This window comes from Thaumasiovibrio subtropicus (genome assembly GCF_019703835.1).
GTDB classification, from domain to species: domain Bacteria; phylum Pseudomonadota; class Gammaproteobacteria; order Enterobacterales; family Vibrionaceae; genus Thaumasiovibrio; species Thaumasiovibrio subtropicus.
Genome location: NZ_AP023054.1, coordinates 3,340,533 through 3,367,528 on the forward strand (window position 1 = coordinate 3,340,533; position 26,996 = coordinate 3,367,528).

At 47.5% G+C, this 26,996-nt stretch carries 20 protein-coding genes; 13 read left to right on the plus strand and 7 right to left on the minus strand.

The window, feature by feature from the left end:
* Positions 1–90: 90 nt before the first annotated feature.
* Positions 91–1,497: an SLC13 family permease gene (locus TSUB_RS14955; protein ID WP_087024522.1), complete on the plus strand. Its 1,407-nt coding sequence runs from the start codon at positions 91–93 to the stop codon at positions 1,495–1,497.
* Between the two features lie 206 nt (positions 1,498–1,703).
* On the plus strand, positions 1,704–2,591 hold the full coding sequence (locus tag TSUB_RS14960; protein ID WP_087024524.1) for a DMT family transporter: 888 nt from the start codon (positions 1,704–1,706) through the stop codon (positions 2,589–2,591).
* 193 nt (positions 2,592–2,784) lie between these two features.
* Here TSUB_RS14960 and epmA read toward each other — a convergent pair whose 3' ends face one another.
* Positions 2,785–3,753 (minus strand): elongation factor P--(R)-beta-lysine ligase, encoded by a 969-nt coding sequence (epmA, locus tag TSUB_RS14965; RefSeq protein WP_087024526.1) that lies wholly within the window; start codon positions 3,751–3,753, stop codon positions 2,785–2,787.
* A gap of 536 nt (positions 3,754–4,289) precedes the next feature.
* Between epmA and frdA the strand changes: the two genes are divergently transcribed.
* The 4 genes from frdA to frdD are packed head-to-tail and all read left to right on the plus strand — an operon-like array spanning position 4,290 to position 7,603.
* Positions 4,290–6,104 carry a fumarate reductase (quinol) flavoprotein subunit gene (frdA, locus tag TSUB_RS14970; RefSeq protein WP_087024530.1) on the plus strand — a complete coding sequence of 605 codons (1,815 nt, stop codon included), beginning with the start codon at positions 4,290–4,292 and terminating at the stop codon, positions 6,102–6,104.
* A 2-nt stretch (positions 6,105–6,106) separates the two neighbouring features.
* Complete coding sequence (locus tag TSUB_RS14975; RefSeq protein ID WP_087024532.1) at positions 6,107–6,844, plus strand: succinate dehydrogenase/fumarate reductase iron-sulfur subunit; 738 nt, start codon at positions 6,107–6,109, stop codon at positions 6,842–6,844.
* Between the two features lie 2 nt (positions 6,845–6,846).
* Positions 6,847–7,230 (plus strand): fumarate reductase subunit FrdC, encoded by a 384-nt coding sequence (gene frdC / locus TSUB_RS14980; protein WP_087024534.1) that lies wholly within the window; start codon positions 6,847–6,849, stop codon positions 7,228–7,230.
* Between the two features lie 10 nt (positions 7,231–7,240).
* Positions 7,241–7,603, plus strand: a complete 363-nt coding sequence (gene frdD / locus TSUB_RS14985; protein ID WP_192867873.1) for a fumarate reductase subunit FrdD — start codon at positions 7,241–7,243, stop codon at positions 7,601–7,603.
* An 81-nt stretch (positions 7,604–7,684) separates the two neighbouring features.
* Here the strand turns inward: frdD and TSUB_RS14990 are convergent, their stop codons facing one another.
* On the minus strand, positions 7,685–9,037 hold the full coding sequence (locus TSUB_RS14990) for an SPFH domain-containing protein (RefSeq protein ID WP_414718385.1): 1,353 nt from the start codon (positions 9,035–9,037) through the stop codon (positions 7,685–7,687).
* A 258-nt stretch (positions 9,038–9,295) separates the two neighbouring features.
* Between TSUB_RS14990 and TSUB_RS14995 the strand changes: the two genes are divergently transcribed.
* Complete coding sequence (locus TSUB_RS14995; protein WP_246616378.1) at positions 9,296–9,775, plus strand: hypothetical protein; 480 nt, start codon at positions 9,296–9,298, stop codon at positions 9,773–9,775.
* Positions 9,776–9,888: 113 nt separating this feature from the next.
* Here the strand turns inward: TSUB_RS14995 and TSUB_RS15000 are convergent, their stop codons facing one another.
* Together TSUB_RS15000 and efp are read right to left on the minus strand one after the other, a co-directional pair.
* Complete coding sequence (locus TSUB_RS15000; protein WP_221274547.1) at positions 9,889–11,325, minus strand: IS1182 family transposase; 1,437 nt, start codon at positions 11,323–11,325, stop codon at positions 9,889–9,891.
* Between the two features lie 117 nt (positions 11,326–11,442).
* Positions 11,443–12,009, minus strand: a complete 567-nt coding sequence (gene efp, locus TSUB_RS15005; RefSeq protein ID WP_087026845.1) for an elongation factor P — start codon at positions 12,007–12,009, stop codon at positions 11,443–11,445.
* 33 nt (positions 12,010–12,042) lie between these two features.
* On the opposite strand from efp, the gene epmB reads away from it, so the two are divergent.
* Entirely contained in the window at positions 12,043–13,065 is a 1,023-nt protein-coding gene (gene epmB / locus TSUB_RS15010; protein ID WP_087026842.1) for an EF-P beta-lysylation protein EpmB, read from the plus strand.
* A gap of 3,282 nt (positions 13,066–16,347) precedes the next feature.
* A complete protein-coding gene (locus TSUB_RS15015) occupies positions 16,348–16,857 on the plus strand; it encodes an MgtC/SapB family protein (RefSeq protein WP_087026840.1) in 510 nt (169 codons plus the stop codon).
* A 45-nt stretch (positions 16,858–16,902) separates the two neighbouring features.
* Here the strand turns inward: TSUB_RS15015 and groL are convergent, their stop codons facing one another.
* Both groL and TSUB_RS15025 read right to left on the minus strand, forming a co-directional pair.
* On the minus strand, positions 16,903–18,549 hold the full coding sequence (gene groL / locus TSUB_RS15020; RefSeq protein ID WP_087026837.1) for a chaperonin GroEL: 1,647 nt from the start codon (positions 18,547–18,549) through the stop codon (positions 16,903–16,905).
* 42 nt (positions 18,550–18,591) lie between these two features.
* Positions 18,592–18,882, minus strand: a complete 291-nt coding sequence (locus TSUB_RS15025; protein ID WP_087026834.1) for a co-chaperone GroES — start codon at positions 18,880–18,882, stop codon at positions 18,592–18,594.
* Positions 18,883–19,240: 358 nt separating this feature from the next.
* Here TSUB_RS15025 and TSUB_RS15030 point away from each other — a divergent pair, with 358 nt between their 5' ends.
* Positions 19,241–20,611, plus strand: a complete 1,371-nt coding sequence (locus TSUB_RS15030; RefSeq protein ID WP_087026831.1) for an MATE family efflux transporter — start codon at positions 19,241–19,243, stop codon at positions 20,609–20,611.
* 53 nt (positions 20,612–20,664) lie between these two features.
* On the opposite strand, the gene TSUB_RS15035 is transcribed toward TSUB_RS15030, so the two are convergent.
* The gene (locus TSUB_RS15035; protein WP_087026854.1) at positions 20,665–21,204 is read right to left on the minus strand and encodes an FxsA family protein; all 540 of its coding nucleotides are present in this window, start codon (positions 21,202–21,204) and stop codon (positions 20,665–20,667) included.
* 406 nt (positions 21,205–21,610) lie between these two features.
* Here TSUB_RS15035 and aspA point away from each other — a divergent pair, with 406 nt between their 5' ends.
* From aspA to TSUB_RS15050, 3 genes are all read left to right on the plus strand, one after another.
* On the plus strand, positions 21,611–23,071 hold the full coding sequence (gene aspA, locus TSUB_RS15040; RefSeq protein WP_087026828.1) for an aspartate ammonia-lyase: 1,461 nt from the start codon (positions 21,611–21,613) through the stop codon (positions 23,069–23,071).
* 508 nt (positions 23,072–23,579) lie between these two features.
* Positions 23,580–24,893, plus strand: coding sequence for an anaerobic C4-dicarboxylate transporter family protein (locus TSUB_RS15045; RefSeq protein WP_087026825.1), 1,314 nt, complete (start codon positions 23,580–23,582; stop codon positions 24,891–24,893).
* A 205-nt stretch (positions 24,894–25,098) separates the two neighbouring features.
* Positions 25,099–26,907, plus strand: a complete 1,809-nt coding sequence (locus TSUB_RS15050) for a protein-disulfide reductase DsbD (protein ID WP_087026822.1) — start codon at positions 25,099–25,101, stop codon at positions 26,905–26,907.
* Positions 26,908–26,996: the final 89 nt, after the last annotated feature.

Below are 26,996 nucleotides of genomic sequence, written 5' to 3' on the forward strand. Positions count from 1 at the left end.
AGATCTAAAAATTGACGCAATCGATCCATCTAAAATAGAAAGTAGGTATGCTGATTTACAGTTTTCACAATTAAATCAACGCCTACGACTATGACAAAAATCTCGATCACCACTGTGCTGAGGTTATTGGTCGCGTTTGGGATCCCTTTATTGGTCCTAGCCATGCCCACTAGCGCACTCCCTATTGAGGGATTAACCATCATTCAACACCGGCTGTTAGCTATCTTTATTCTTGCCGCCTTACTTTGGGTTCTGGAGCCCGTCCCCGTTTTTGCTACATCCATTTTGATCATCGTGCTACAGCTGATCTTACTCTCTGATAATGGGCTGACGTTCCTCCGCCCAAGCGGCGAGCATGAAACCCTGCTCAGCTACACCGATATTCTCAATGCCTTTTCTTCCCCTATCATTATTCTCTTCATGGGGGGATTTGCGCTTGCTATCGCGGCTTCTCGCTACGAACTGGATAATAATTTAGCCCGTGTCCTGCTAAAGCCTTTCGGTACTCAGCCGCGCTATATTATGCTGGGCCTCATGCTGATTACCGCCGTTTTCTCAATGTTCATGTCAAATACAGCAACGACGGTCATGATGCTTGCGTTACTTGGCCCTATCGTGGCTTCAGTCCCTAAAGGCGACACAGGTATCAAAGCCTTAGTGCTCTGTATTCCTATTGCGGCCAATACCGGCGGGATTGCAACACCAATTGGTACCCCACCCAACGCTATTGCGCTCCAATACCTTCAAGGTGAGCACGCTATCACCTTTGGTGGATGGATGATGATGGGCTTACCCTTTGTTATTGTTCAGCTTGCTTTTGCATGGTGGTTACTCCAAAAGCTCTTTCCAACCACCATGGACAAAATTGAACTCAACCTTGAGGGTAAGTTCCAGAAAAGCTGGCAAGCGATCGTGGTCTACATTACCTTCGCGATCACGATTTTACTCTGGATGACCTCGTCCTTTCACGGTATGAACGTGTATGTCGTCTCTGTCATCCCGCTCGCTGCTTTCACCCTAACGGGCATCATGGGTAAAGAAGAGCTAAAGCTCATTAACTGGGACGTACTTTGGTTGGTTGCGGGGGGTATCGCGATTGGTATGGCACTCGGAAAAACAGGCCTTGCTGAAGCGTTAGCGCACTCCATCGACTACGCAACCCTTTCACCCATTGTCGTTGTCATTACGCTATCCATTGTGTGTTGGCTAATGGCAAACTTCATGTCAAACACCGCCACGGCAAACTTGTTGGTGCCTATTGCCGCCGCCGTTGCAGCGTCAATGGAGTCACTGGCTTCTATGGGTGGTCTAACGGGTGTCCTCGTTGTGGTCGCCTTCTCAGCATCACTCGGTATGATTCTACCTGTTTCAACCCCACCTAACTCACTCGCCTACTCGACAGGCTTAATCGAAAGTAAAGATATGGCAAAGACGGGGGTAATTATCGGGGTTGTTGGTCTACTTATCGTTTATGCGGCAGCCTTAATCATCACTTGATCCCGGCTATTCTCCTTTCAAGAAGCTCACAACACGGTGAGCTTCTTTCCCCGTCAATGCACCAACATCCCCAATAATCCCCAAATTTCCTGACACTGTCGTTGGCACTATTAGTACACGCGTTGCCCGAGCGCTTTTTTTCTTGCGACACGTATCTCGCGTCATGCATAGTGAAGCCCTTATTTCTTTCAAACATCAGTGGTTTTATGGGATACGAGTGGCTCGCCTTACTCGCTGCCTTTCTCTGGGCATTCAGTTCAATGATTTCGGTGACACCTGCGCGCCACTTAGGGACGTTTGCCTACAGTCGATGGCGAATGGCATGTGTCACGCTCATGCTCTGCAGTGCGGCAACGTTCATGAGTGGTTGGAGCTCCTTACTTCATCAGGACTACGCCGTGATGGCACTCTCTGGATTGATTGGCATTTTTATCGGCGATACCGCACTCTTTGCCTGTTTTAATCGCGTTGGCCCTCGTCGCGCAGGCCTTCTCTTTTCTTGCCATGCTGTCTTTTCTGCCATTCTTGGCGTCTGGTTGTTTGATGAGTCGTTGTACGGCTGGAAACTCGTTGGCGCTATCTTAGTATTCAGTGGCGTTTTACTGGCCGTCTTTTTTGGTCAAAACAAGCGTGCGCACAGTTGGGAAAAGGTGAATGGCAATCTCTGGATTGCGATTAGTCTTGGTCTCACCGCTGCGCTCTGCCAATCACTCGGCGCGATTATTGCCAAACCCGTTATGAGCAGTGGCAGTGATCCCATTGCGGCTTCAGCTATTCGCATGGCGACAGCCTTAACAGCGCACTGTGTACTCTTTTGCTGCGGGTTCAAGATAGCCAAAGCATCCAGTCCTATGAACTGGTCCATACTTGGGCAAGTCGCACTGAATGGTTTTTTAGCGATGGGGGTCGGTATGACTCTCATCATGATCGCACTAAGCCGCGGTGATGTCGGCATGGTCGGGCTACTATCCTCTACCACACCGATAATGATTTTACCTTTGATGTGGCTGTTTACTCGCCAACGCCCAAGTTTACTTTCTTGGGTAGGCGCAATACTTGCCGTCGCCGGAACCGGAATGATCTTGAAATTTTAATGAGAATAGTTTGCATTTCGATCTAACCCAGCATAGACTAGATCACTGTCTGTGGTTTACTTGAAATCCTGAACTTAAGTCACCCAGTACGAACACCTGTTTCGCTCACCGGAGAGAGCGACAGGGGTTCAAAATACGCTGTTCCCCCAAACCGCCAGCTGTGGCTCGCTGGCGGTGCGTATTCAATACGCGATCAAGCTCGATTGATAGGGAATGCCATCACTTGATCGATATGCTCACAGCCTAGCGCTAACATGATGAGCCTATCTACCCCCAGGGCAACGCCTGCGCAATCAGGTAACCCTGCTTCCAATGCCGACAATAGATGCTCATCAATCACCTGCTCAGGTAGGCCGTTTTCCTGTCGATAGTGATTGTCCGCTTCAAAACGTGAACGCTGTTCTACAGGATCAGAGAGTTCATGGAAGCCATTTGCTAACTCGATACCTTGGTAGTAAACCTCGAATCGTTCTGCTACTCGTGGGTCTGCCGCACTGATTCTAGCGAGTGCTGCCTGCGAGGCTGGGAAATGGTATACGAACGCCGGGGCATCCTGACCTATCTTGGGCTCGACACCTACGCTGAAGAGTAGCTGCAACAGTGTATCGCGGTGGTTTTCTGGTTCAGCAATGTCAGCAAGCCCAAGCGCTGCGGCAACAGCCTTTAGCTCGCTCATTGTCGCTTCCAAGGGACAAACCTTTAATGCGCGAAGGAATGCCTCTTGGTAAGTCATACGCTCAGCGGCCCCGCAATTCAATACCATCTGCAATAGTGTATCCATCTCATCCATCAATGCATGGTGATTGAAGCCAACACGATACCATTCCAACATGGTGAACTCAGGGTTGTGATACCGACCAGATTCTTCATTCCGAAAGGCTTTACTTATCTGATAGATACAGCCACTTCCCGCACACAGAAGCCGCTTCATATGAAACTCCGGACTGGTCATCATGCTCAATGTTTGCCCGTTCGCGAAACCTGGGCCAACAAACTGGGTTTGGAAAGTATGCAAGTGAACATCGGTCACTGTTGCCATGCTTAACGCTGGCGTATCCACCTCCAAAACGCCCCTATTTTCAAAGAATTCTCTAATTTGCCTAATTAAATTGGCTTTTTTTCGTAAAAAGTGGATAGAAGCGGAAGGTTGCCAGTCGGCCATGTTTATTCCTAATAAAACGTATTTGTAGGGCATTTTATCGCAAAGTATGCCTGTTCAGCGACCCTGAACACTTGCTGAATGGGTAGCGAACTATTCTTGGGGTCAATATGCACAAAGGTTATACTTACCGCCATCGAGTGCCTTTGCACTTTCCCTGCTAGAACAGTGATGTTCGCAATAATTTGAACTGAGATAGCAATTAAAAACAAACTATCGCTAAGCACCCTCTCTATAATGTGCTTAACGCATTGCTTTCCCTTTCTTTTTAATCTCCCTCGCAAGCACGCGAATGACGGGTCACAAACCATTTAGATGTTTGATCACAACTCTGTAACCTACTGATATTGGTGACATCAATTGATTTAGATCACAGATGTTGCAATTTTTCATCGGATTTGAACTTTTTGGACAAAAACACGCGTCAAAATCAAATATTTCGCAAGTTTTGTCCTCTAGAATGATTTTCAGGATTTCAAGGTAAAGGTGCGCATTTCGCGCCTTATTCGTTTTATTAGTCTTTCCTCCGGAGAATAGCTGTGAAAACAATCACCACAGATATCGCTGTCGTCGGTGCTGGCGGCGCAGGTCTTCGTACTGCGATTGCTGCTGCTGAAGCAAACCCAGAGCTCGAGATTGCTCTGATCTCCAAAGTTTACCCAATGCGTTCGCACACTGTAGCAGCCGAAGGCGGCTCTGCAGCGGTTATCAAGGATGAAGATAGCCTAGACAATCACTTCAACGATACCGTTGGTGGTGGTGACTGGTTATGTGAACAGGATGTGGTTGAATATTTTGTTGAGAACGCTACCCGTGAGATGACCCAACTTGAACAGTGGGGCTGTCCATGGAGCCGCAAAGAAAACGGTGACGTTAACGTGCGTCGTTTCGGCGGTATGAAAGTAGAGCGTACGTGGTTTGCCGCTGACAAAACTGGCTTCCACATGCTGCACACCCTCTTCCAAACGTCTATCAAGTATGACCAAATCAACCGCTTTGACGAGTACTTCGTTGTTGATTTGATCGTCTCTGATGGCCAAGTGCAAGGCCTGATTGCCATTCATATGGCAGAAGGTGAACTGATCTGCATTAAAGCAAAATCCGTCGTCCTGGCGACTGGTGGTGCAGGCCGAGTGTACAACGTCAACACGAATGGCGGCATCGTGACTGGTGACGGTATGGCAATGGCTTATCGCCATGGTGTACCTTTGCGTGATATGGAGTTTGTTCAGTATCACCCAACTGGCCTACCGGGTACGGGTATCTTGATGACGGAAGGTTGTCGTGGTGAAGGTGGTATCATCGTCAACAAAAACGGTTACCGTTACCTACAAGACTACGGCATGGGCCCAGAAACCCCTGTTGGCCAACCAAAGAACAAATACATGGAACTTGGTCCTCGTGACAAGGTTTCTCAAGCGTTCTGGCATGAGCAGCAAAAAGGCAACACCATCGAGCACCCACTCGGTGACGTGGTACACCTTGATCTTCGCCACCTCGGTGAAGAGTACTTACAAGAACGCCTACCGTTCATTTGTGAGCTATCTAAAGCGTATGTCAACGTTGACCCAGCGAAAGAGCCAATTCCAATTCGCCCAACGGTTCACTACACCATGGGTGGTATTGAAACAGACAAGAACAACGAAACTCGCATCAAAGGCTTGTTCGCTGTTGGTGAGTGTTCTTCCGTTGGTCTACACGGCGCTAACCGCTTAGGCTCTAACTCGCTTGCCGAGCTTGTTGTCTTTGGCCGTTTGGCCGGTGAGCAAGCCGTTGCTCGTACCGCTGAATTCAAAGGCTGGGATGACAATGCAGTAGAAGCGGCCATTGCTGATGTTCAAGCGCGTATCGACGCACTAATGAACCAAGAAGGCGATGAAAACTGGGCTGATATCCGCACTGAAATGGGTAAATCCATGGAAGCAGGTTGTGGTATCTACCGCCGTGAAGACTTAATGCAAGCGACTGTCGACAAATTGGCAGAGCTACGCGCACGCTTCAAAAACATCAGCATCAAAGATAAAGGCAAAGTGTTCAACACCGACCTACTTTACGCTATCGAAGTGGGCTATGGCCTTGAAGTTGCTGAAGCAATGGCACACTCAGCCATCTTACGTCGTGAATCACGTGGTGCTCACCAACGTCTAGACGATGGCTGTACTGAGCGTGATGACGTGAACTTCCTAAAACACTCTCTAGCTTTCTACAATGGTGACGACGCACCTCGCATTGAATACAGCGACGTGACCATCACTAAGTCTCAGCCTAAAGCCCGTCTATACGGTGCTGAAGCAGAAGCTGCAGAAGCTGCTGCCAAAGCTGCGAAGAAAGAAGCTGCAGAGAAGGAGGCTTAATCATGTCTGCGAATCGTATCCAAAAAGTCGATATCCTACGTTACGACCCATTAAAAGATGCAGAACCTTACCTGCAAACTTTCGAAGTCCCGTTTGACGAAACAATGTCAGTACTGGACGCGCTAGGTTACATCAAAGATAACCTAGATAAAGATCTGGCTTACCGTTGGTCTTGCCGTATGGCGATCTGTGGTTCTTGTGGTCTGATGGTCAACAAGGTGCCAAAACTGGCCTGTAAGACTTTCCTACGTGACTACCCGAACGGCCTAACTATTGAGCCGTTAGCAAACTTTGCTATCGAGAAAGACTTGATCGTCGACATGACGCCGTTCATCGAGCGACTAGAAGCCATCAAGCCTTACATCATCGGTAACGATCGTACGCCAGAAGAAGGGCCAAACAACCAAACGCCAGCGCAAATGGCGAAGTACAAGCAGTTCGCGAACTGCATCAACTGTGGCCTCTGCTACGCAGCATGTCCTCAGTTTGGTTTGAACCCTGAATTCATCGGTCCAGCCGCACTTACACTCGCTCACCGCTACAACCTAGATAGTCGTGACAATGGTGCAGCAGAGCGTATGAAGCTTATCAATGGCGAAAACGGCGCATGGGGCTGTACCTTCGTAGGTTACTGTTCTGAAGTTTGTCCGAAGAGCGTTGACCCAGCAGGTGCTGTTAACCAAGGTAAAGTTGAGTCTTCTAAAGACTTCGTTATTGCCATGCTAAAACCGGAGGCCTAATCATGAGCAATCGTAAGCCTTACGTTCGCGAAATGAAACGTACTTGGTGGAAAGATCACCCTTTCTACCGCTTCTACATGGTGCGTGAAGCCACCGTGTTACCACTGATCTTATTCACGCTTTTCCTCACCGCCGGTCTTGGCAGTTTGGTATTAGGTGAAGCGGCTTGGAATGGCTGGTTAGGCTTTATGCGTAACCCAGTCGTTATCGCCATCAACATTGTTGCGTTGGCGGGTAGCCTATTCCACGCACAGACCTTCTTTAGCATGATGCCTCAGGTAATGCCTATTAAAGTAAAAGGCAAAGCGCTGGATAAGAAGATCATCGTCCTTGCACAGTGGGCAGCCGTTGCAGCTATCTCACTCGTTGTTCTCGTTCTGGTTTAAGGAGTCTATCGTGGTAAATCGCAATCCTCAACGTTCAGACGAACCAGTTTGGTGGGGCCTATTCGGTGCCGGTGGTACTTGGTTCGCAATGATCACACCGATCACAGTGCTAGTACTGGGTATCCTCGTACCTATGGGTGTTATCAATGCAGAAGCATTGAGCTACGAGCGCGTCAGTGCTTTTGTTAGCAGCTGGATTGGTATGGCCTTCACTGTGTGTACGTTGGCACTACCAATGTGGCACGCAATGCACCGTGTTCACCACGGCATGCACGATCTTAAGTTCCACACAGGTGTGGTTGGTAAGATCGCTTGTTATGTTGCTGCATACACTGTCTCTATCCTCGCGGTTGTGTTTGTCTTCATGGTCTAAGCTCACGCAAGGTAAAGAAAAACACCGCCAGACTGGCGGTGTTTTTTTATGTATTGCGCCTAGACGCAAAAAACATAGGCGTTAGTTTGAATGACCATCAATAATCTTTTCTGCTTGCTCTAGTATGCCTAACGCACCAAAGCCTGTAATGACATCTAAGTTAGTGGTTAGCTTGCCGCCATCACCACCACCAAAATAGTTTTTCGGCATTGTTACTTGGTACTCTTTCAGGTTGCTATAGAGCGAGACTGAAATGTCACGATTTAACTCTGCCAAATAAACATCACTGTTATTGCCAAAGACACTGTACTTAGCTTGCAGTACCTCAGCCTCTGCACGCCCTTTAGCAAGAATCGCCTTCGCTTCATACTCAGCGGCAAGCGCGTTCGCTTGCTGAATAGCCAGATTAGCTTCCGCGACCGCTAGCTCCTTCTCTTTTTCCACTTCCGAGATGCGCTTGGTCTTTTCGACTTCAACCACTTCTCGTTCAGCGATTTGTTTAGCAACCTCGACTTCTTTTTGCTGCGCAATAATCGCGAGCTCTTTGGCACGCTGCGCATCTTGCACTTCTTTGGTACGCTGAATTTCCTTTCTCAACTGCTCCGTTTCCGCCTGCGCTTTTGATGTCTCTTGTTCTTGGATGGCACGAATTCTATCCGCAACTAAACGCTTTTTATCTGCGAGTAAGCGATTGAGTTGCTCTTCTGGTTTAGGGTCACCAATGGTTACTTGGGTCACTTCAATACCATACTGGCTCAACGGGTTTTCTTGGCGAATCGGTTGATCATTACGGTCCAACACCGGTACCGTCTTCCAGACGGCTTGTGAGCTACGCTGCAGTTGCTTGGAGTTCGCTTGATCAACCCCCACAGGCGCAAGCTCTAGCTGTTCCACTTCCACTTTGCGGCGCTCTGTCATGTATATTCCATCACGCAGTTGATCACCCAGCTTCGCTTTGAACTGATTCAATCCGCCTTGGAAGAACTCCTCACCTGTATATTGGGTTGCCGTAATGACCGTCACGTTACGCGCATTTTTTACCAAAAGTGCATCAATTAAGTTGCCATTGTTTCGAAATTCGCGATGCATTTTTTTCACCGCATCAGGGTTCAATGAGAGCTTGAAGCGGAAAGTGACGGGGATCTCGCCGACATAGGTATCGGCAAAGCGCACCTGGATTGGTGGCAAGCGCTGATAAAAGTCTTCCCCTGTCGTATTGCCATACGAGACAGTGATGACTTGATCATATTTAGTAATACGCGACAGAAAAGGGACACGAAAGTGTAAGCCCGGCTCTGTAAAGACGTCGAGTTTACCTGTGATGTTATTTTGATGAACATAGGTATACCCGGCATCCGTCATCAATACTGACTGGCTCCCCACCCCCAATGCAGCAAGCAATAATCCGCCACCGACAATTGTCTTTACTGACATACGAAATGACGGTGCGATTTCAGTATCCGTCCTTTTTGCATCCATAACACACATCCTAATGCACAAAAAAGAAGGCATTATATGCTAATCAAGTTAGGCGTTCGTGGTGCAAACTGACTTCTTGGATCTATCCCTCAAAGTGTGCTTTCGACACCCTATAAGACAGATAAACTGGGTGATTGCTCTCATTCACAGCGATTCGATCTAGGCAAACATAAAAAAATCGATTCAACTGAGCTTTCAAGCAGATAAGGAGTAATGAGCAAGATGCTAAGCCAAAACCCATTTACCGATAGCGATCGCCAAGAGATCTGGGAGATGTTAGTCACGCGAGACATTCGCGCATACTGTGAAGCAGATTGGTCACAGGTCGCTGATGACTTTATCGAAGAAGAGTTTTTTGCGGTGGATGCGCAGAAAGACCAAGACCCCGGCAACTGGCAATTTGCTTTCTCCACCCTCACACACTATCGAGATGAATGGGTGCGTCAGGCAAAAATTGGATTGGATACGCAATATGCCGAGCCTTTAGAAGCGGCTGTCCATCGTCTAACTACACTCGAGAAAATTGATATCGCGGATGGACGTGCTATCGCTCGTAAGCAATTCAACGGCACCATTAAAAAAGCAGATGGCAGTGAAGATAAGCTACTCTGGCAAACACTTTACTACCTCAAGAAAACGCCCACAGGCTGGAAAATATGTGGTTTTACTGGCTATCTTCCTTATACAGCCTAAGACAGACAAAAAAGGCCGCTGTCAAAGCGGCCTTCAGATTGATGACGAACCCCGCTTTTTAAGCGGGGTTCTTTTTTGGAAGCGACCGTAGGTCGCGATCGCGATATTTTTTGCTATGTCGTGCGCAGAAGTTTCCGTTCATTACATAGGCATACAGAAGCAAGTATTTGCCTCATTTCTGCCATGTTTAAGCCTATTTTTCGGAGATAGTTCATCACCAGCGCTATCTTCTTGATGTTTTGGGCTGCCGCTGCCAACCAACATTGCATTTGCACATTGGCTAGACCGCGGAAGCGAGCATAACGATGACCGTGATGTTGCTTAGCGTCTGCAAAGCTACGTTCTACTGTTTCACTTCGACGTCTATAAGTCTTCTTGCCGTAGGAAGAGAGCCGCATTTGGTTTGCCCTCTCTACTGCGTCACTATAGATATGCCGTGTAATCACTTTCTTCATATTTCTGCTTTGAGTACAGTCATCCCTCATTGGACAGAACGCACATTCTTTGGGGGCTGAGTGGTATTCTCGATACGCATCGCGTGAGGTAGTTTTATAAAGCAACTCCTGACCATTCGGACATTGGTAGCTGTCTCTTTGCGCATCGTAAGTAAAGTGTTTCTTTTTGAACGTATTTTTCGTTCTAGATGGACGTCGATAACCGAACACGCCAAGAATAGCTCGACGTTCAAGTGACTCCGCCACTGGAGCAGTAAAGTAGCCCGCATCCAGTCCAACAGCTATCGGGTTCAATTGGAATGTGGCAAGCGTGTAATCTAAGCGTTGAACGTAAGGCTGTGAGTCATTGATGTTACCCGCGGTGGTATAGGTATCGAGAATAATTCCGTGTTGACCATCAACGGTTCGATGGTCGAGATAAAAGAAGCCTTGAGGCTTATTATCACGAGTCATGAAGCCACTCTCTGGGTCAGTGGTGCTGGTTTTAGTATTCTTTGTTTTTGGCTCTGACTCCCGAGCCTTAAGTGGCTTCTTACCTGCTTTTTCTCGGTCTAAAGCGACGTCTTCATCCAGCATATCAAGATAGGTACTGGCACGAACCGCCGTGACTTTATTGGTGTGTTTATTCTTGTTGGCGTTCGCTTTGAGATGAGTACTGTCCGTAAAGAGCTCTTGACCCGCGACCAAGCCTTTCGACATGGCTTGCTCTACGATATTGATAAAAATACGTTCGAATACATCCGTGCCATTAAAGCGACGAATGCGGTTCTGGCTGAGAGTAGAAGCGTGAATGACTTTCTCTGTTAATGACATCCGCAAGAACCAACGGTAAGCGACATTCACTTCAATCTCTTTGACGAGCTGGCGCTCACTTTTTATGCCAAAGATGTAGCCAAGTAAGATGATTTTGAAGAGACGGACAGGGTCAACAGGTGGGCGTCCATTATCTTTACAGTAAAGATGAGCGACTTCATCTCGAATGAATTCGAAGTCGATAGCATTATCGATTTTACGCACTAAATGGTTTTTAGGAACTAACTGTTCCATCGTCACCATTTCCAGTTCGTATTGTTGCGGAGTAGGCTCTTGAAGCATATCGGAGTGTCCATATTTCGATACCCCTATTAGATCAAAGGTCTAGCTCGAAAGCTAGACCTTTGTCAGCAGTCTGAAGGCCGCTGTCAAAGCGGCCTTTTTCATCTAAAAACAAGCTTACTTAACGCGGCTTACGTACTCACCCGAGCGAGTGTCCACTTTGATCACTTCGCCAATCTGGATGAATAGAGGCACACGTACAACCGCACCCGTTGTCAGTGTCGCTGGCTTACCACCGGTACCCTGAGTATCACCCTTTAGGCCCGGATCCGTCTCAGTGACTTCAAGTTCAACGAAGTTTGGCGGTGTCACTGTAATTGGGTTGCCATTCCAAAGGGTTAGCGTACAAGTGTCATTCTCTTTTAGCCACTTCGCGTTCTCGCCAACCGCTTTTGTATCCGCGGCGATCTGCTCAAATGACTCACTGTTCATGAAGTGATAGAACTCACCGTCGTTGTAGAGATAATCCAGCTCCAGATCCATCACGTCTGCAACTTCAACGCTATCGCCAGACTTGAAAGTCTTTTCTAACACTTTACCAGAAAGCAGCTTACGGATTTTCACGCGGTTGAATGCTTGACCTTTACCCGGCTTCACATACTCGTTTTCGAGAATGACACACGGCTCATTATCAAGCATAATTTTAAGACCGCCTTTAAATTCATTAGTGCTTACAGTCGCCATTTTTTCCTCTTTCTATTCTTCGAGTTAAATTTAATGCCGCACATCATAACCCGAAACGTACCAACTGTTGAGCAAAATTGGCTCATTGAGTTAGCGAATGCGATCACGGATCCGCTCAAGTTACTGTCTCAGCTTCAGATTGATCCTTCACCGTATCAAGCAGGGCTAGAAGCGCGCCGCCTTTTTGCTTTGCGCGTTCCACAAAGCTTCGTCAACAGAATGGAAAAAGGCAATCCCAATGATCCGCTGTTACGCCAAGTCATGCCTGTCATTGATGAGTTTACTGTCACCGACGGCTATAGTCAGGATCCCCTTGATGAACAGGACAATGACCAACCTGGCGTGCTGCACAAATACAAAAACCGTTGCTTGATGATTCTCAAGGGAGGTTGTGCCGTCAATTGTCGCTATTGCTTCCGTCGTCACTTCCCTTATCAAGAGAATCCAGGCGGCAAACGCGCGTGGCGTGAGTCCTTAGACTATATTGCGCAACATCCTGAACTCGATGAAGTCATACTCTCTGGCGGTGACCCGCTAATGGCAAAGGACAGCGAGCTCAATTGGCTACTCGATGAATTAGATCGTATTCCGCATTTAAGACGGCTCCGTATTCATACTCGCTTACCGGTTGTTATCCCATCACGAGTCACGACAGAGCTATGTCAGATGCTCGAAAGCAGCCGCCTGCAAGTGGTTTTCGTCACCCATATCAATCACCCTCATGAGCTTGACTCAACACTTCAGGCCGCGATGTACAAGCTAAAATCAGCGGGCATCACACTGCTTAACCAAGGCGTATTACTCAAAGGGATCAACGATGACGCAGATGTGCTTGCCGCTCTCTCTAATGCACTCTTTGACGCAGGCATACTGCCCTATTACTTACATGTCCTCGACAAAGTACAAGGCGCTGCACACTTTATGGTGAGTGATGAGGAAGCAAGAGTACTGATGGGGGAGTTAATGAAGCAAGTTTCGGGCTATCTGGTTCCACGATTAACGCGTGAGATAGGCGGCAGAGCCAGTAAAACACCACTCGACCTGCATTTAGAATAAGAGAGAAATCGTTTTTTGTTAAATACAAAAAGAACGGGCGCGACTTTCGTCGCGCCCTGAGGTCTTACTTGCAGCAGTCCGGCTACTATGGTGCTCCCTGCATCATCCATAATTAGTGTGCTGATTCCTTCAGCGCTATCCGTAACTTCTTCCTGAAGTGGTCCTAGTCTTCCTGACTCGTCAATACATCCTGATTGACTCTCTCGACCATCCTGGCGGTGTCCCTGACTTCGTCCTGAAGTATTCCTTCCTCTATCCTAGAGGGGTCCATTTTACATCCATGCCAGTTACTCATCCTGAGTGACTGATTTCTCTTCCTGAGAATGCCGCTATCCTTGGCGGTTCCTGTTCCGTTCCGTCGTCTTCCTGACAACGGAGAGTAGAATACGTGAATTCGTGACCCGTTGAACCCCGAAAAATCAAAACCGGTAACTGTCATAAAGATGAAATCGAATACATTTTTTCTATCTTTTTGTTTTTAAAAGAAAACAACACATAAACCACCTATTTATCGGCATCATGTATCGAATAAGTCCCACGAGCTTGTAAGAGATATCTCACAACACAGGTAGCAATATAGGAAGACAAACCATTCACCAACCAATGAAACTAAGCACACAAAAGGGCAATTGATAGAATTAATCACTACAAGCGGTCAAAAAAAAACAAGATCCAGCTCACATTTTCTGTTTGTCAGAAAAAAACACCAGAAAACGTCATTCGGTTATCTCGTCCAACAAGCAAACGCGACAGGCAATACACAAGCAGCCTCAAAGTGTTTGACCTTCAAATACGGTGGGATAGGTAGAAGTGGTTGTCAGGTAATCAAGCAACCGAACTCTAGATGGAGGATACAAAAACGCTCTAGCACCTCAAATCCATGACAAAGGCGTGCCGTGCTGACAAGTTAGAAAGTCTCGTTGAACAGGTGTCTTGAGGTGATGTAAGAATAAAAGAGAGGAAGAGTCTGTTTTTGCCACATAAAAGAGCGGGCGCGACTTGCGTCGCGCCCTAAGTCTTACTTGCAGCAATCCAGCTACTGTGGTGCTCCCTGCATCATTCCATGATTAGTATGCTGTGTCCTTCAGCGCTTTCCTTATACTTCGTCCTGAAGTTGTCCTAGTCATCCTGACTCGTCGATACATCCTTACCGACTCTCTCGACCTTTCCTGGCGGTGTCCCTGACTTCATCCTGAAGTGGTTCCTACCTCTGTCCTAGAGGGTGTTCCTTTGTCATCCTGACACAGTGCCTATCCTCGGCGCTGTCTGCAACATCCTGTTGCCGTCCTTTCACATCCCTGCCAGTTACTCATCCTGAGTCACTGTTTTCTCATCCTGAGAAGTACCAGTCCTTAGCAGTTCCTGTTCCGTTCTGTCGTCATCCTGTCGACGAAGAAAATAATAGGCGATCTAAGGGTTAATTTGCGCCTCATAATCAAACATATCTCACCGCGCAATCGATTACTTTTTCACCCCGAACTCATAAGACACTAATTTATAATGCTTTTATTCTGGTGGCCTCTTAATTATCGTAAAGAGAAAGCGTAAAGTCCCACGCGCTTGTAAGAGATATCTCACAAGCAATCAGGCAATCTCACCCGAAATTTCCCTACTGATATTTTTCTTAGAAAATTATCGCCACAAATGTCTATTATTTAAACAGATCGCAAAATAAACGCGTAGTCTAGTACGGGTATGGCGAGATAATGGTGGGTATCAAAATGGGGGATAACGCGAACGCGTAACGCACATAAAAGAGCGGGCGCGACTTGCGTCGCGCCCTAAGTCTTACTTGCAGCAATCCAGCTACTGTGGTGCTCCCTGCATCATTCCATGATTAGTATGCTGTGTCCTTCAGCGCTTTCCTTATACTTCGTCCTGAAGTTGTCCTAGTCATCCTGACTCGTCGATACATCCTTACCGACTCTCTCGACCTTTCCTGGCGGTGTCCCTGACTTCATCCTGAAGTGGTTCCTACCTCTGTCCTAGAGGGTGTTCCTTTGTCATCCTGACACAGTGCCTATCCTCGGCGCTGTCTGCAACATCCTGTTGCTGTCCTTTCACATCCCTGCCAGTTACTCATCCTGAGTCACTGTTTTCTCATCCTGAGAAGTACCAGTCCTTAGCAGTTCCTGTTCCGTTCTGTCGTCATCCTGTCGACGAAGAGAATATTAGACTATCGCCCTACCATTTTGCGTGACAAACAGTAAAAATTTTCATGACAGTGGCGTTTAACCTCTAATTAACAAACATAAGACACTGATTTTAAGGCAAATAGTTCGAATACCTTAGAAAAAGCCAATCACTAAAAGTGATAACTCCCACAGCCTTGTAAGCGATCTCTCACAACACACCATGACATAAGCGACTTCAGAAAACGGGGGAGAAAAATCCCACGCTTCTATAGCGACGAAAAGAGAGGGGAGAGATAGAGGGGATAAAAAAGAGCGGGCGCGACCTTGGTCGCGCCCTAAGACTTACTTGCAGCTGTCCAGCTACTGTGATGCTCCCTGCATCATTCCATGATTAGCATGCGATCCGTTCGCTCTCTTCCTTGCTCGCTGTCCTCGCGAATCCTATGTCGTCCTGACGAGCGAATCTATCCTAAATCGCTCAGTCTTCATCCTAAAGTTGTCCTCACACTTTCCTAGTGCGCATCCATTTCATCCTTGCGCAGGCCATCCGATTTCCTGCTCCACATCCAATATGGTTCCTACTTTTCCTTGTCAGCCATTTCCATTGGCTTTAACACTCTCCGAGCGCCCTGTTCCGTCAGGTAATCCCTACTTCCTTACGTCGTATCCTTCCGACACCAATAATAATAATCCTATCTTGGCACTTTATCGCCCCACCAAACTCAAATCGATGACATTACAAGGATTTAACAGCGCTAAAAACCCACTTAATAGATTGTTTTTAAAAGATAAAAAAAATGCTCTACGATAATTCTGGTTGGATATTCTTACCTCTTCCCACAATGCTGTAAGAGATATCTCACACACCTTAATCCCATTCATCCCAAACGCTACAATTGTGTAAATAGACTCAAACCACCTTAAGGAGCAGGCTTCAGTAGCGGACCTCAATACAAGGTATTGCTATCAAACCCCAACATGCACCCTATACAAGCTTCTTGTACGGGCTTAGATGTCGGCCCTTTAACAACACGGATTGATTGTGACTATCAGAATAATTCATTGAAAATTCACTCGTATTTCACTGCTTGCAGCCTTACATTGCCTCCCGTTTCTCATCACTTCTCCATCGGCACTGAGGGCAACAATGAATCTTGGATTTGATATCGCTCCACTCCATTGGCAAGGCATTGCCAGCTGTCTATTGTGCGGCGCACTACTTGGCATCGAGCGTCAATGGCGAGGCAAACCTGTAGGCATTCGCACAGCCAGTCTAATTATCATTGGCACCTATACGTTTATGTCTCTTGGTATGTCACTTTCTGATCAACGGGGTGACCACGCACGCGTGCTTGCACAAATTATCACCGGGATCGGGTTTCTCGGTGCGGGCGTCATGATGACACAGAATGAGAAAATCATTGGCGTTACGTCGGCAGCTTCCGTTTGGTTACTTGCCGCACTAGGCGTGCTCATCGCGGTTGGCTATGGTACGACCGCACTGGTGCTGACAGGCGTGATTCTTTTTATTTTGGTTGGCGTCGATAGAGTGGAAGCAAGTGTCAGAGCGCTCAGAAAAGGGGTACACCGCCATGTGGAAGTGCAGCGCGCTAAACGGCGGCTACCGCAACATGAACAAGATAAAATACAGGAATAAAAAAACCCGCCATCACTGGCGGGCTCTTATTCGGTTTGGCTGATATTACATCATGCCTGGCATACCACCCATGCCACCCATGCCGCCCATATCAGGCATTGCTGGTGCATCTTTTGCTGGTAGCTCAGCAACCATCGCTTCAGTCGTGATCATCAGGCCAGCAACAGAGGCTGCGAACTGAAGAGCGCTGCGCGTTACTTTGGTTGGATCAAGAATACCCATCTCAATCATGTCACCGTATTCACCTGTCGCAGCGTTGTAACCATAGTTACCTTCACCCGCTTTCACGTTGTTTGCCACAACAGACTCTTCGTCACCTGCGTTGCTGGTGATTTGACGAATAGGCGCTTCCATTGCACGGAGTGCAACACGGATACCGACGTTCTGCTCTTCGTTGTCGCCTTGTAGGTCAACAACTTTCGATGCTGCGCGGATAAGTGCAACACCACCACCCGCAACAACGCCTTCTTCAACCGCAGCGCGAGTAGCATGTAGTGCATCTTCAACGCGGTCTTTCTTCTCTTTCATTTCAACTTCAGTCGCTGCGCCAACTTTGATCACTGCAACACCGCCAGCCAGTTTCGCTACGCGCTCTTGTAGTTTCTCTTTGTCGTAATCCGAAGTTGCTTCTTCGATTTGCTGACGGATCTGAGATACGCGACCTGCGATAGCGGCTTCTTCGCCTACACCATCAATGATGGTGGTGTTCTCTTTAGTGATCGTCACGCGCTTAGCTTGACCAAGATCTTCTAGCGCCGCTTTTTCTAGCTCAAGACCGACTTCTTCTGAAATCACAGTACCGCCAGTAAGAATAGCGATGTCTTGTAGCATTGCTTTACGACGATCACCAAAACCAGGGGCTTTAACCGCTGCAACTTTCACGATGCCACGCATGTTGTTGACAACCAATGTCGCAAGCGCTTCACCTTCAACGTCTTCTGCAATGATAAGCAGTGGACGAGATGCCTTCGCAACCGCTTCTAGCGTTGGTAGTAGCTCACGAATGTTTGAGACTTTCTTATCAACAAGCAGGATGAATGGGTTTTCTAGATCAACAGAACCAGACTCTTGGTTGTTGATGAAGTAAGGCGATAGGTAACCACGGTCGAACTGCATACCTTCAACCACGTCTAGCTCGTCTTGAAGTGCTTGACCTTCTTCAACAGTGATAACGCCATCACGACCCACTTTTTCCATCGCTTCTGCGATGATGTTACCGACAGTGGTATCAGAGTTAGCTGAGATAGTACCCACTTGAGCAATCGCTTTGGTATCTGCACATGGTTCAGAAAGCTTTTTCAGCTCTTCAACCGCAGCGATAACCGCTTTATCGATACCGCGCTTAAGATCCATTGGGTTCATGCCAGCAGCAACGGCTTTAAGACCCTCGTTTACAATCGATTGTGCTAGTACGGTTGCGGTTGTGGTACCGTCACCCGCAGCGTCGTTTGCTTGAGACGCCACTTCTTTCACCATTTGCGCGCCCATGTTCTGGAACTTGTCTTCCAGTTCAATTTCACGCGCAACAGAAACACCATCTTTCGTGATGGTTGGCGCACCGAAAGATTTATCAAGAACAACGTTACGACCTTTAGGGCCTAACGTTACTTTTACCGCGTCTGCTAGTACGTTCACGCCTTCTAGCATTTTTACACGTGCGTCATTGCCAAATTTAACTTCTTTAGCTGCCATGATGTTCTTCCTTACTTAGATTCTTGTTCAAATTGAAGTGAATTACTCAACGATAGCCATGATGTCATGCTCTGACAGGATCAGGACTTCCTTACCATCGATCTTCTCAGTTTTAGCGTTGTAGCCTTCAGAGAAAATAACAGTATCACCAACTTTTACGTCCAATGGCTGAACAGTACCGTTTTCAAGGATGCGGCCTTTGCCCACAGCTAGAACGGTGCCACGAGTTGATTTCTCAGCAGCTGAGCCAGTCAGCACGATGCCGCCAGCAGACTTAGATTCAACTTCCTGGCGCTCTACGATAACGCGGTCATGTAAAGGACGAATGTTCATCGGTCGTCTCTCCTGATTTCAATATCCATGATTTAGAACAGTGCCGACAATTGTTTGTCAGGCGTCATTTGTTATCTTCTTTATGGGGATGGAAAAATCAGAACCCAAGAGGAAAAATGATTTTTTTTCTCTTTCTCTCACGATGCAGGACAAAGTTGGCGTTTTTTCCATCCTATTCGGCACTTTATCGGATTGCACACTTAAGACATCGTGCTTAGTGAAAAAGAAGCGACTTCCTTGATGAGACTCCTCGGCCAAAGCCCGCTATCTATTACACAGAACCATTGATGAAACTTTGCACCTCGAGGCTGATTCGATTAGGGTATCGGCTTGTTTAGCAGTCACAGATTTTTCTCTCATGCCTTCAGCCCCCAATCCGCCTCGCGATAAACACGGCCTTCTCTCCGCACCGATTACGCCTGTATTGAGAAAAATGACACTGCCGATGATCTTCGGGCTGATCGCGATTCTCATGTTTAACTTGGTCGATACCTTTTTTATCGCCATGTTAGGCACCGATGCACTGGCCGCAATCAGTTTTACTTTCCCGATCACTTTTGCGGTTAACTGCATCACCATGGGCATTGGCGTTGGGCTCTCTTCGCTCATCGGCCAGCAACTCGGGCAAGGCAATCACCATGCGGCAGCGCGACTCACCAGCCACGGCTTGCTGCTGGCAGTACTCTTGGTCTGTATGGCCTCGACTGTTGGTGTCTTCACCATTGAACCTCTATTTCGTGCGCTTGGGGCGAGCTCAGAACTCGTGCCCATGATCCATGAATACATGGCGATCTGGTACGTGACTATCCCACTGCTGGTTGTCCCCATGGCAGGCAATAGCGCTATACGCGCAACTGGCGACACCAAAACACCGGCGAAAATCATGATGGTGGCAGGCTGCCTTAATGGCCTGCTTGATCCCCTACTTATTTTCGGGCTCGGTCCTTTCCCTGCTCTTGGGATTCAAGGTGCCGCCATTGCGAGTGCAATAAGCTGGGCTGGCGCATTGAGTTGCTCTGGCATTGTACTCATCAAGCGTGAAAAGCTGCTCTCATGGCCTGAACGTGCTTTGATGCTGAAAGATTGGCGTCGAATTCTAAAAATTGGCACCCCGGCAGGCTTGACTAGCGCCATGAACCCATTGTCCGGTGCAATTTTAATGGTCATTTTGGCTGCGCAAGGTAATGCGGCTGTTGCCGCCTATGGCGCTGCGCAACGTATCGAGTCTATCTTGCTCATTGTGATCATGGCACTTGCCTCTATTTTTACCCCTTTTATGGCGCAGAACATGGGGGCTGGTTTGTATACACGCGCGTTTAAGGCGCTGTTTGTCGCCTTACGTTTTAGCTTTCTTTTCCAGCTCTTTGTGTACATCCTGCTTGTCCCCTTAACGTGGCCCATTACTTACTTTTTTACTCAGGACGTTCAAGTACAAGACCACCTCTGGCTCTATTTGGTCATTGTGCCAGCCAGCTACGGTTTACAAGGTGTCTTAATGATTTTGGTCTCTGCGCTCAACGCACTGCAGCGATCGACGCAAGCAATGTGTTGGAACATCGTACGTCTATTTGGTTTGCTCTTACCTGCGGCTTGGGTTGCAAGTACTCATTGGGGAACAGAAGGGATCTTTGTCGGCATTGCGATTGCTAACCTCATTGCTGGATTAGGCGCTTATCTTTATGCCCTGCGATTACGTCGTGAATACTTATCAGAGACAGCATCACTGTAACGGTAAGGAAAGAATGAAAGAGCCCCCTCTCTGAGGGCTCGATATTTGACGCGTTATCTCAAACGATTGTTTTCGTCATCTGAGTCTGATTTATGTTCAAACTCACCTTCGAACACGTCCCCTTCTCCATCCTTGCGATGACGCTGGAAAGGGTCAGCCTGTTGCCCAAACCCGCCATGAAAGCCGCTTTGACCTTGAAAGTCCCCCTGACCTTGAAAGCCGTTGGGATTCATCGTCTGAATAGTCATACGCTTCATAAGTGATTTAGCCAATGCCGCACGTGGCGCAGGCAGGAGCACTATCATCCCCATGGCATCGGTCATAAAGCCCGGGGTGAGTAACAAAACACCACAAACTGCTAACATCACGCCTTCTAAAATCTGCTGTGCAGGCATTTCGCCTTGCTGCAGTCGGCTCTGTACTGACATCAATGTCATGAGGCCTTGGCTACGTACTAATGACGCGCCCACGACTGCCGTCAGCAAGACTAAACCAATGGTCGGCCACATCCCTAGCACTCCACCGACTTGCACAAACAGCGCTATTTCAATGATTGGCACAAAAATGAACAAAAACAGTAGTATAGGAAACAAAATTGACCTCTTGTTATCTGGGTAACGATGCAGTGTCACTTGCACTGCTCATAATGACAATATGGTGACAATCGATGTCTTTTGCAACTCCCCCACCCAAACAAACTTTCCCTGAATGACACCTGAACTTCAACGAGAAAAAAGTCACTAAAATTTGATGCGGGGCAATTCATTCGTCGGAAAAATACGTTACATTAATTGATGTTAATCACATACTCGTGCAAAAAATGATTAACTTATTAAAATCAGTGGAAGGTATATTGTTTTTCCTCCCGAAAGCAGATTATTATCCACCATGTTGTCTAAGAAGACAGGTACTTAAACTATCAAGTACACGCAAGAAAGGATTCTATGCACGATTTGAGTTGGCACGTTTTTCAACTTTATAGATCCTAGAAGGCGACATATGTCACAGATAATTGAAACCCACGCACAAAACAATCAAATCAGCACCGCGACTCGCGTAGAAGAAGATCTCCTGGGCCAACGTCAAATCCCAGCGGACGCGTACTACGGCATTCATACCCTACGTGCAGTCGAGAATTTCAATATCTCATCAACGACCATCTCAGATGTGCCTGAATTCGTTCGCGGCATGGTATTCACCAAAAAAGCAGCAGCACTAGCAAACAAAGAGCTAGGTGTTATCCCAACTGAAGTGGGTGAGTACATTGTTAAGGCATGTGACGTCATCCTAGAAACGGGTAAATGCATGGATCAGTTCCCGTCAGACGTCTATCAAGGCGGTGCGGGCACCTCTGTTAACATGAACACCAATGAAGTGATCGCCAACCTAGCACTTGAGCTAATGGGTAAAGAAAAAGGCGATTACGAACTTATCAACCCCAATGACCACGTCAACAAGAGCCAGTCAACCAACTGTGCTTACCCTACGGGTTTCCGCGTTGCTGTTTACAACAGCATGATGAAGCTGGTTGAGAAACTGTCTTACCTTGTAAAAGCATTTGATGCCAAGGGTGAAGAATTCAAAGATGTCTTGAAGATGGGCCGCACCCAGCTACAAGATGCCGTACCAATGACTGTCGGCCAAGAGTTCCACGCGTTCAGTGTTCTACTCAACGAAGAAGTACGCAGTCTAAAGCGTAATGCGCAGCTACTTCTTGAAGTTAACCTCGGCGCGACCGCTATCGGTACAGGCCTAAACACCCCTGCAGGTTACCAAGAGCTTGCGGTTAAGCACTTAGCTGAAGTGACTGGCCTAGATGTTGTCCCTTCAGAAGACCTCATCGAAGCAACCTCTGACTGTGGTGCTTACGTTATGGTTCACTGCGCACTTAAGCGTCTCGCAGTAAAACTATCGAAGATCTGTAATGACCTACGTCTACTGTCTTCTGGCCCACGTGCTGGCCTAAACGAAATCAACCTGCCTGAGATGCAAGCAGGCTCGTCAATCATGCCAGCCAAAGTCAACCCAGTTATCCCTGAAGTGGTTAACCAAGTTTGCTTTAAAGTGATCGGTAACGATTCAACCATCACTTTCGCAGCAGAAGCTGGCCAGCTTCAGCTAAACGTCATGGAGCCGGTCATTGGTCAAGCGCTTTTCGAGTCGATCGAAATCCTAGGCAATGCATGCGTTAACTTGGGTGAGAAGTGTGTTGAAGGCATTACCGTCAACAAAGAAGTGTGTGAGCAATACGTCATGGGCTCTATCGGTATCGTTACTTACCTAAACCCATTCATTGGCCACCACGAAGGTGACATCGTCGGTAAGATCTGTGCTGAAACAGGCAAGAGCGTACGCGAAGTTGTCCTTGAGCGCGGTCTTCTCACAGAAGAGCAATTGGATGATATCTTCTCAATTGAGAACCTCATGAACCCAGAGTACAAAGGTAAGCGTTACAACTAACTTTACCGTTTGTGTCTTTTTATAAAAGAGCCTTTCTATAAGGCTCTTTTTTTATATCTGAAATAATAAAGTAATAATGCCACTTGCGCTTACGCACCAAGAAGCACATCTTTTTCACCACCAATAATTAATAAAATCGACTGTAATGCTATATCTTCAAATAATCCACAAACGCTATTACATACCACTCACAAACACACGAGAAGCCTGATACCGTTTATATACCTAATACAAACCTTTACTCCACCAGTAGATAACATAAGCGGATTTAAACAAGAGGGTTATCACCATTTCCTTATTTAAAATCATCATTGCTTTCAATCTTGATCTAACACCAAACAAACACCTTTAGCAAAGCGATAAAATAATTTCACACAGATACTCATCAATTGCTGTTTATTTATTCAGCTCGTGTTAAGAAATGCGGTTAATTACACTTTACTCAAATCTTAACAACAAAAATAATGGGTGTTTAGCAAATATTTAAAACATTATTCAGGGAGTTAATATGTTTTTAGTGCAGTTCCTTATCGTTCTGGGCTGTATCCTTATCGGTGCCCGTATTGGTGGTATTGGTCTTGGGGTTATGGGGGGTATGGGTTTAGCAATCCTGGCGTTTGTCTTTGGTTTGCAGCCAACAAGCCCGCCAATTGACGTCATGCTCATGATCATGTCTGTGGTTGCTGCTGCGTCAGCGATGCAGGCAGCAGGTGGCCTTGATTACATGATCAAAATCGCCAGCGGCATCCTAAGAAAGAACCCAAAACACATCACCTTCATCGCACCTATGGTGACCTACTTCTTCACCATGATGGCCGGTACAGGGCATGTTGCTTATTCTGTACTGCCTGTCATCGCGGAAGTTAGCCGTCGTAGTGGGGTACGCCCTGAGCGTCCACTGGGTATGGCTGTTATCGCCTCTCAATTCGCGATTGTCGCGAGTCCTATCGCTGCGGCCGTTGTGGCTTGCGTAGGCTTCTTAGAGCCTCGCGGTATCACACTAGGTAACGTGCTTATGGTGACGATACCTGCAACTTTCCTCGGTCTTTTTGCGGCTTGCTTGATCGTCAATAAAACAGGCAAAGAGCTGAAAGACGACCCTGAGTTTCAACGCCGTATGCAAGATCCTGCCTTCCGCGCTGAAATGGAGCAGGAAGAAGCTGTCACTGAAACGGCTATCGCTCCCACCGCGAAAAAAGCTGTTGGCTTTTTCTTACTCGGTGCGATTGCTGTCGTGATCATGGGGGCAGTGCCATCACTACGTCCGGCTTTCGACGGGAAAGTGATGGGGATGGCGCACACCATTGAAATTGTGATGTTAACGGTCGCTGCACTGATCATTCTGGTCTGTAAACCCGACGGCAACAAGATTACCCAAGGGTCAGTCTTTCATGCGGGAATGCGCGCCATTGTGGCCATTTTCGGTATCGCGTGGTTGGGTGATACCCTCACAGCCGCTTACCTTGAAGAAGTCAAAGTCGCGGTTTCGACCATTGTTGAAGTCGCACCATGGGCATTTGCTATCGCCCTCTTTGCACTCTCTGTCATGGTGAACTCGCAAGGGGCAACCACTGCAGTACTCATTCCATTAGGTATCGCGATTGGCTTACCAACGCACGTTATTCTCGCCACATTCGTTGCCGTGAATGGTTACTTCTTCATTCCGAACTACGGGCCAATCATTGCGTCCATCGACTTTGACCGTACCGGCACAACGAAGATCGGCAAATATATCTTCAATCACAGCTTTATGCTGCCCGGTTTGCTCAGCATGGTCTTTAGTATCCTGTTTGGCTTCCTCTTCGCTGGCATCGTACTGTAACGTATTTCCCTTAGCACACCTTTGGCGCCCTCTGCGGCGCCTTTTTTATTGCCTCAGCAACATGCCCTTGTCCAAGTCTTTCGCCATCTTTATTCACTTCACTATGAAACCATTCATGGTAATCTCAGGTCTTATACTCAAACTCCCTCAAGTCATCACAATACCAAATAGCTTGAGATTCACTATGTCAGCCGGAACTGTATCAATGAGACAACGTCTGCTTTTTGCGCTTATTTTTATTTTCAGTTTACCAATCTATGCATTCAACTTACCTGGCCTGAGTAACGACAACAGCTTTGTTCCCGTCGATGAAGCCTTTATGTTTAACTTCAACCAACAGGGAAATCGCGTCTATCTCGATTGGCAAATTAAGCCGGGGTACTATCTTTATCAGCACGCCTTTTCGGCAAATGGTATTGACGCCAAAGTCAGCGACATCGAGTTTCCGGCAGGTATCCCTTACACGGATGAATTCTTTGGTGATGTCACCATTTATCGTCAATCTGTAGTGCTTGGTGTTGATTTGCTTTCGGCGCAAGAAGATAGCCAGCTCACCATTAACTACCAAGGCTGCGCCGATGCTGGACTCTGTTATCCACCCGAAATCATCACTATTCCATTACGCGCGGTAGAGTCAGCACTTTCAGAAAGGGGGGATGCAACCACACCGCTTATCAATAAACCCGCAACAGTCATCGGCCAGTCACCGACCGAGAATGCACCACAACCATCGGCGAATTTAAGCAATGATCATCAATCATTAGCAGAAAAACTCGCAGATTCGCGCTGGACGCCCGCCCTCTTTTTCTTACTGGGTATTGGCCTTGCGTTTACCCCTTGCGTGCTGCCCATGTATCCCATTCTCAGTGGTATCGTCCTTGGCAATGGCAAGCGCAGCCAAGGTCAAGCATTCGGTCTCGCCTTTGTCTATGTACAAGGTATGGCGCTGACTTACACCTTACTGGGTCTTGTTGTCGCCTCTGCGGGTATGCAATTTCAAGCCGCGATGCAACATCCGTATGTCATTCTTGGGTTGAGTACCTTATTTGTCTTTTTAGCGTTGTCGATGTTTGGTGTCTATACCTTGCAAATGCCCGCCAGCCTGCAAACGAAACTCAATGAGTTGAGTAATCAGCAAACGGGTGGACGCTGGGTTGGCGTATTTTCAATGGGCGCCATCTCCGGCCTAGTTTGCTCTCCGTGCACCACGGCACCTTTGTCAGGGGCGTTATTGTACGTCGCGCAAAGTGGCGATCTCTTTGTTGGCGGCATTGCCCTCTATGCACTGGCGATGGGGATGGGGATTCCGCTTATTTTGGTGGCCGTGTTTGGTAATAAGCTGTTACCACGCAGTGGTGATTGGATGGAACGCGTTAAAGTTTTCTTCGGCTTTATTCTTCTCGCCGCGCCGACGCTTTTATTGGAGCGTATTTTACCCACTGATATCATGCCCTACCTATGGGCTGCGCTTGGGTTAAGCTTCTTCGGTTGGATCTATCATCAAAAGACCCGATTACCGCTTGGCTGGAAAGGCACGTTGGTGGGAATCGTCGCTATCCTTGGGATGTTCGCCTCGATTCAGCCTCTCTACATGCGCTGGTTTGGCCCTCAAGTTCAAACAACACACAGCATCACTTTCCAACGCATTGCCAATCAAGCCGAGCTTGATGCCGCCCTATTACAGGCACAACAACAAGGCAAACCGGTCATGCTAGACTTCTACGCCGATTGGTGTGTCGCCTGTAAAGAGTTTGAAAAATACACCTTCCATGCCCCTCTAGTCGAGCCGCTGTTGGCAAACTTTGTTTTACTGCAGGCGGACGTAACACGGAATACGCCCGCAGATTTTGAGATGATGAATGGACTCGATGTGCTAGGGCTACCAACTATCGATTTTTGGGATGCTCAAGGCCACCACCGTCCAGAAGCACGCGTCACGGGTTTTCTCAATGCTGAACGTTTTACGTCCCATTTACGAGCGGCCGCGCTCAGTAATGAGCCCCCCTCACAATAAGAAAAAGATCCTAAATACGATCAATGACATAGTTCTATTGAGTGTAAATTGACCTAGTCCATACAGGGTGTTAGCTTTATTACAAACTA

Bases quoted from the DNA above. Each gene is read 5' to 3' on its own strand.
- TSUB_RS14960 (WP_087024524.1), top strand. From the start codon at position 1,704: ATGGGATACGAGTGGCTCGCCTTACTCGCTGCCTTTCTCTGGGCATTC.
- TSUB_RS15025 (WP_087026834.1), bottom strand. From the start codon at position 18,882: ATGAACATTCGTCCTTTACATGACCGCGTTATCGTAGAGCGCCAGGAA.
- TSUB_RS14995 (WP_246616378.1), top strand. From the start codon at position 9,296: ATGAGCAAGATGCTAAGCCAAAACCCATTTACCGATAGCGATCGCCAA.
- epmA (WP_087024526.1), bottom strand. From the start codon at position 3,753: ATGGCCGACTGGCAACCTTCCGCTTCTATCCACTTTTTACGAAAAAAA.
- TSUB_RS15030 (WP_087026831.1), top strand. From the start codon at position 19,241: ATGCCTTCAGCCCCCAATCCGCCTCGCGATAAACACGGCCTTCTCTCC.
- groL (WP_087026837.1), bottom strand. From the start codon at position 18,549: ATGGCAGCTAAAGAAGTTAAATTTGGCAATGACGCACGTGTAAAAATG.
- TSUB_RS14955 (WP_087024522.1), top strand. From the start codon at position 91: ATGACAAAAATCTCGATCACCACTGTGCTGAGGTTATTGGTCGCGTTT.
- TSUB_RS14975 (WP_087024532.1), top strand. From the start codon at position 6,107: ATGTCTGCGAATCGTATCCAAAAAGTCGATATCCTACGTTACGACCCA.
- frdC (WP_087024534.1), top strand. From the start codon at position 6,847: ATGAGCAATCGTAAGCCTTACGTTCGCGAAATGAAACGTACTTGGTGG.
- TSUB_RS15015 (WP_087026840.1), top strand. From the start codon at position 16,348: ATGAATCTTGGATTTGATATCGCTCCACTCCATTGGCAAGGCATTGCC.
- TSUB_RS15045 (WP_087026825.1), top strand. From the start codon at position 23,580: ATGTTTTTAGTGCAGTTCCTTATCGTTCTGGGCTGTATCCTTATCGGT.
- efp (WP_087026845.1), bottom strand. From the start codon at position 12,009: ATGGCGACTGTAAGCACTAATGAATTTAAAGGCGGTCTTAAAATTATG.
- aspA (WP_087026828.1), top strand. From the start codon at position 21,611: ATGTCACAGATAATTGAAACCCACGCACAAAACAATCAAATCAGCACC.
- TSUB_RS14990 (WP_414718385.1), bottom strand. From the start codon at position 9,037: ATGTCAGTAAAGACAATTGTCGGTGGCGGATTATTGCTTGCTGCATTG.
- TSUB_RS15050 (WP_087026822.1), top strand. From the start codon at position 25,099: ATGAGACAACGTCTGCTTTTTGCGCTTATTTTTATTTTCAGTTTACCA.
- epmB (WP_087026842.1), top strand. From the start codon at position 12,043: ATGCCGCACATCATAACCCGAAACGTACCAACTGTTGAGCAAAATTGG.
- TSUB_RS15000 (WP_221274547.1), bottom strand. From the start codon at position 11,325: ATGCTTCAAGAGCCTACTCCGCAACAATACGAACTGGAAATGGTGACG.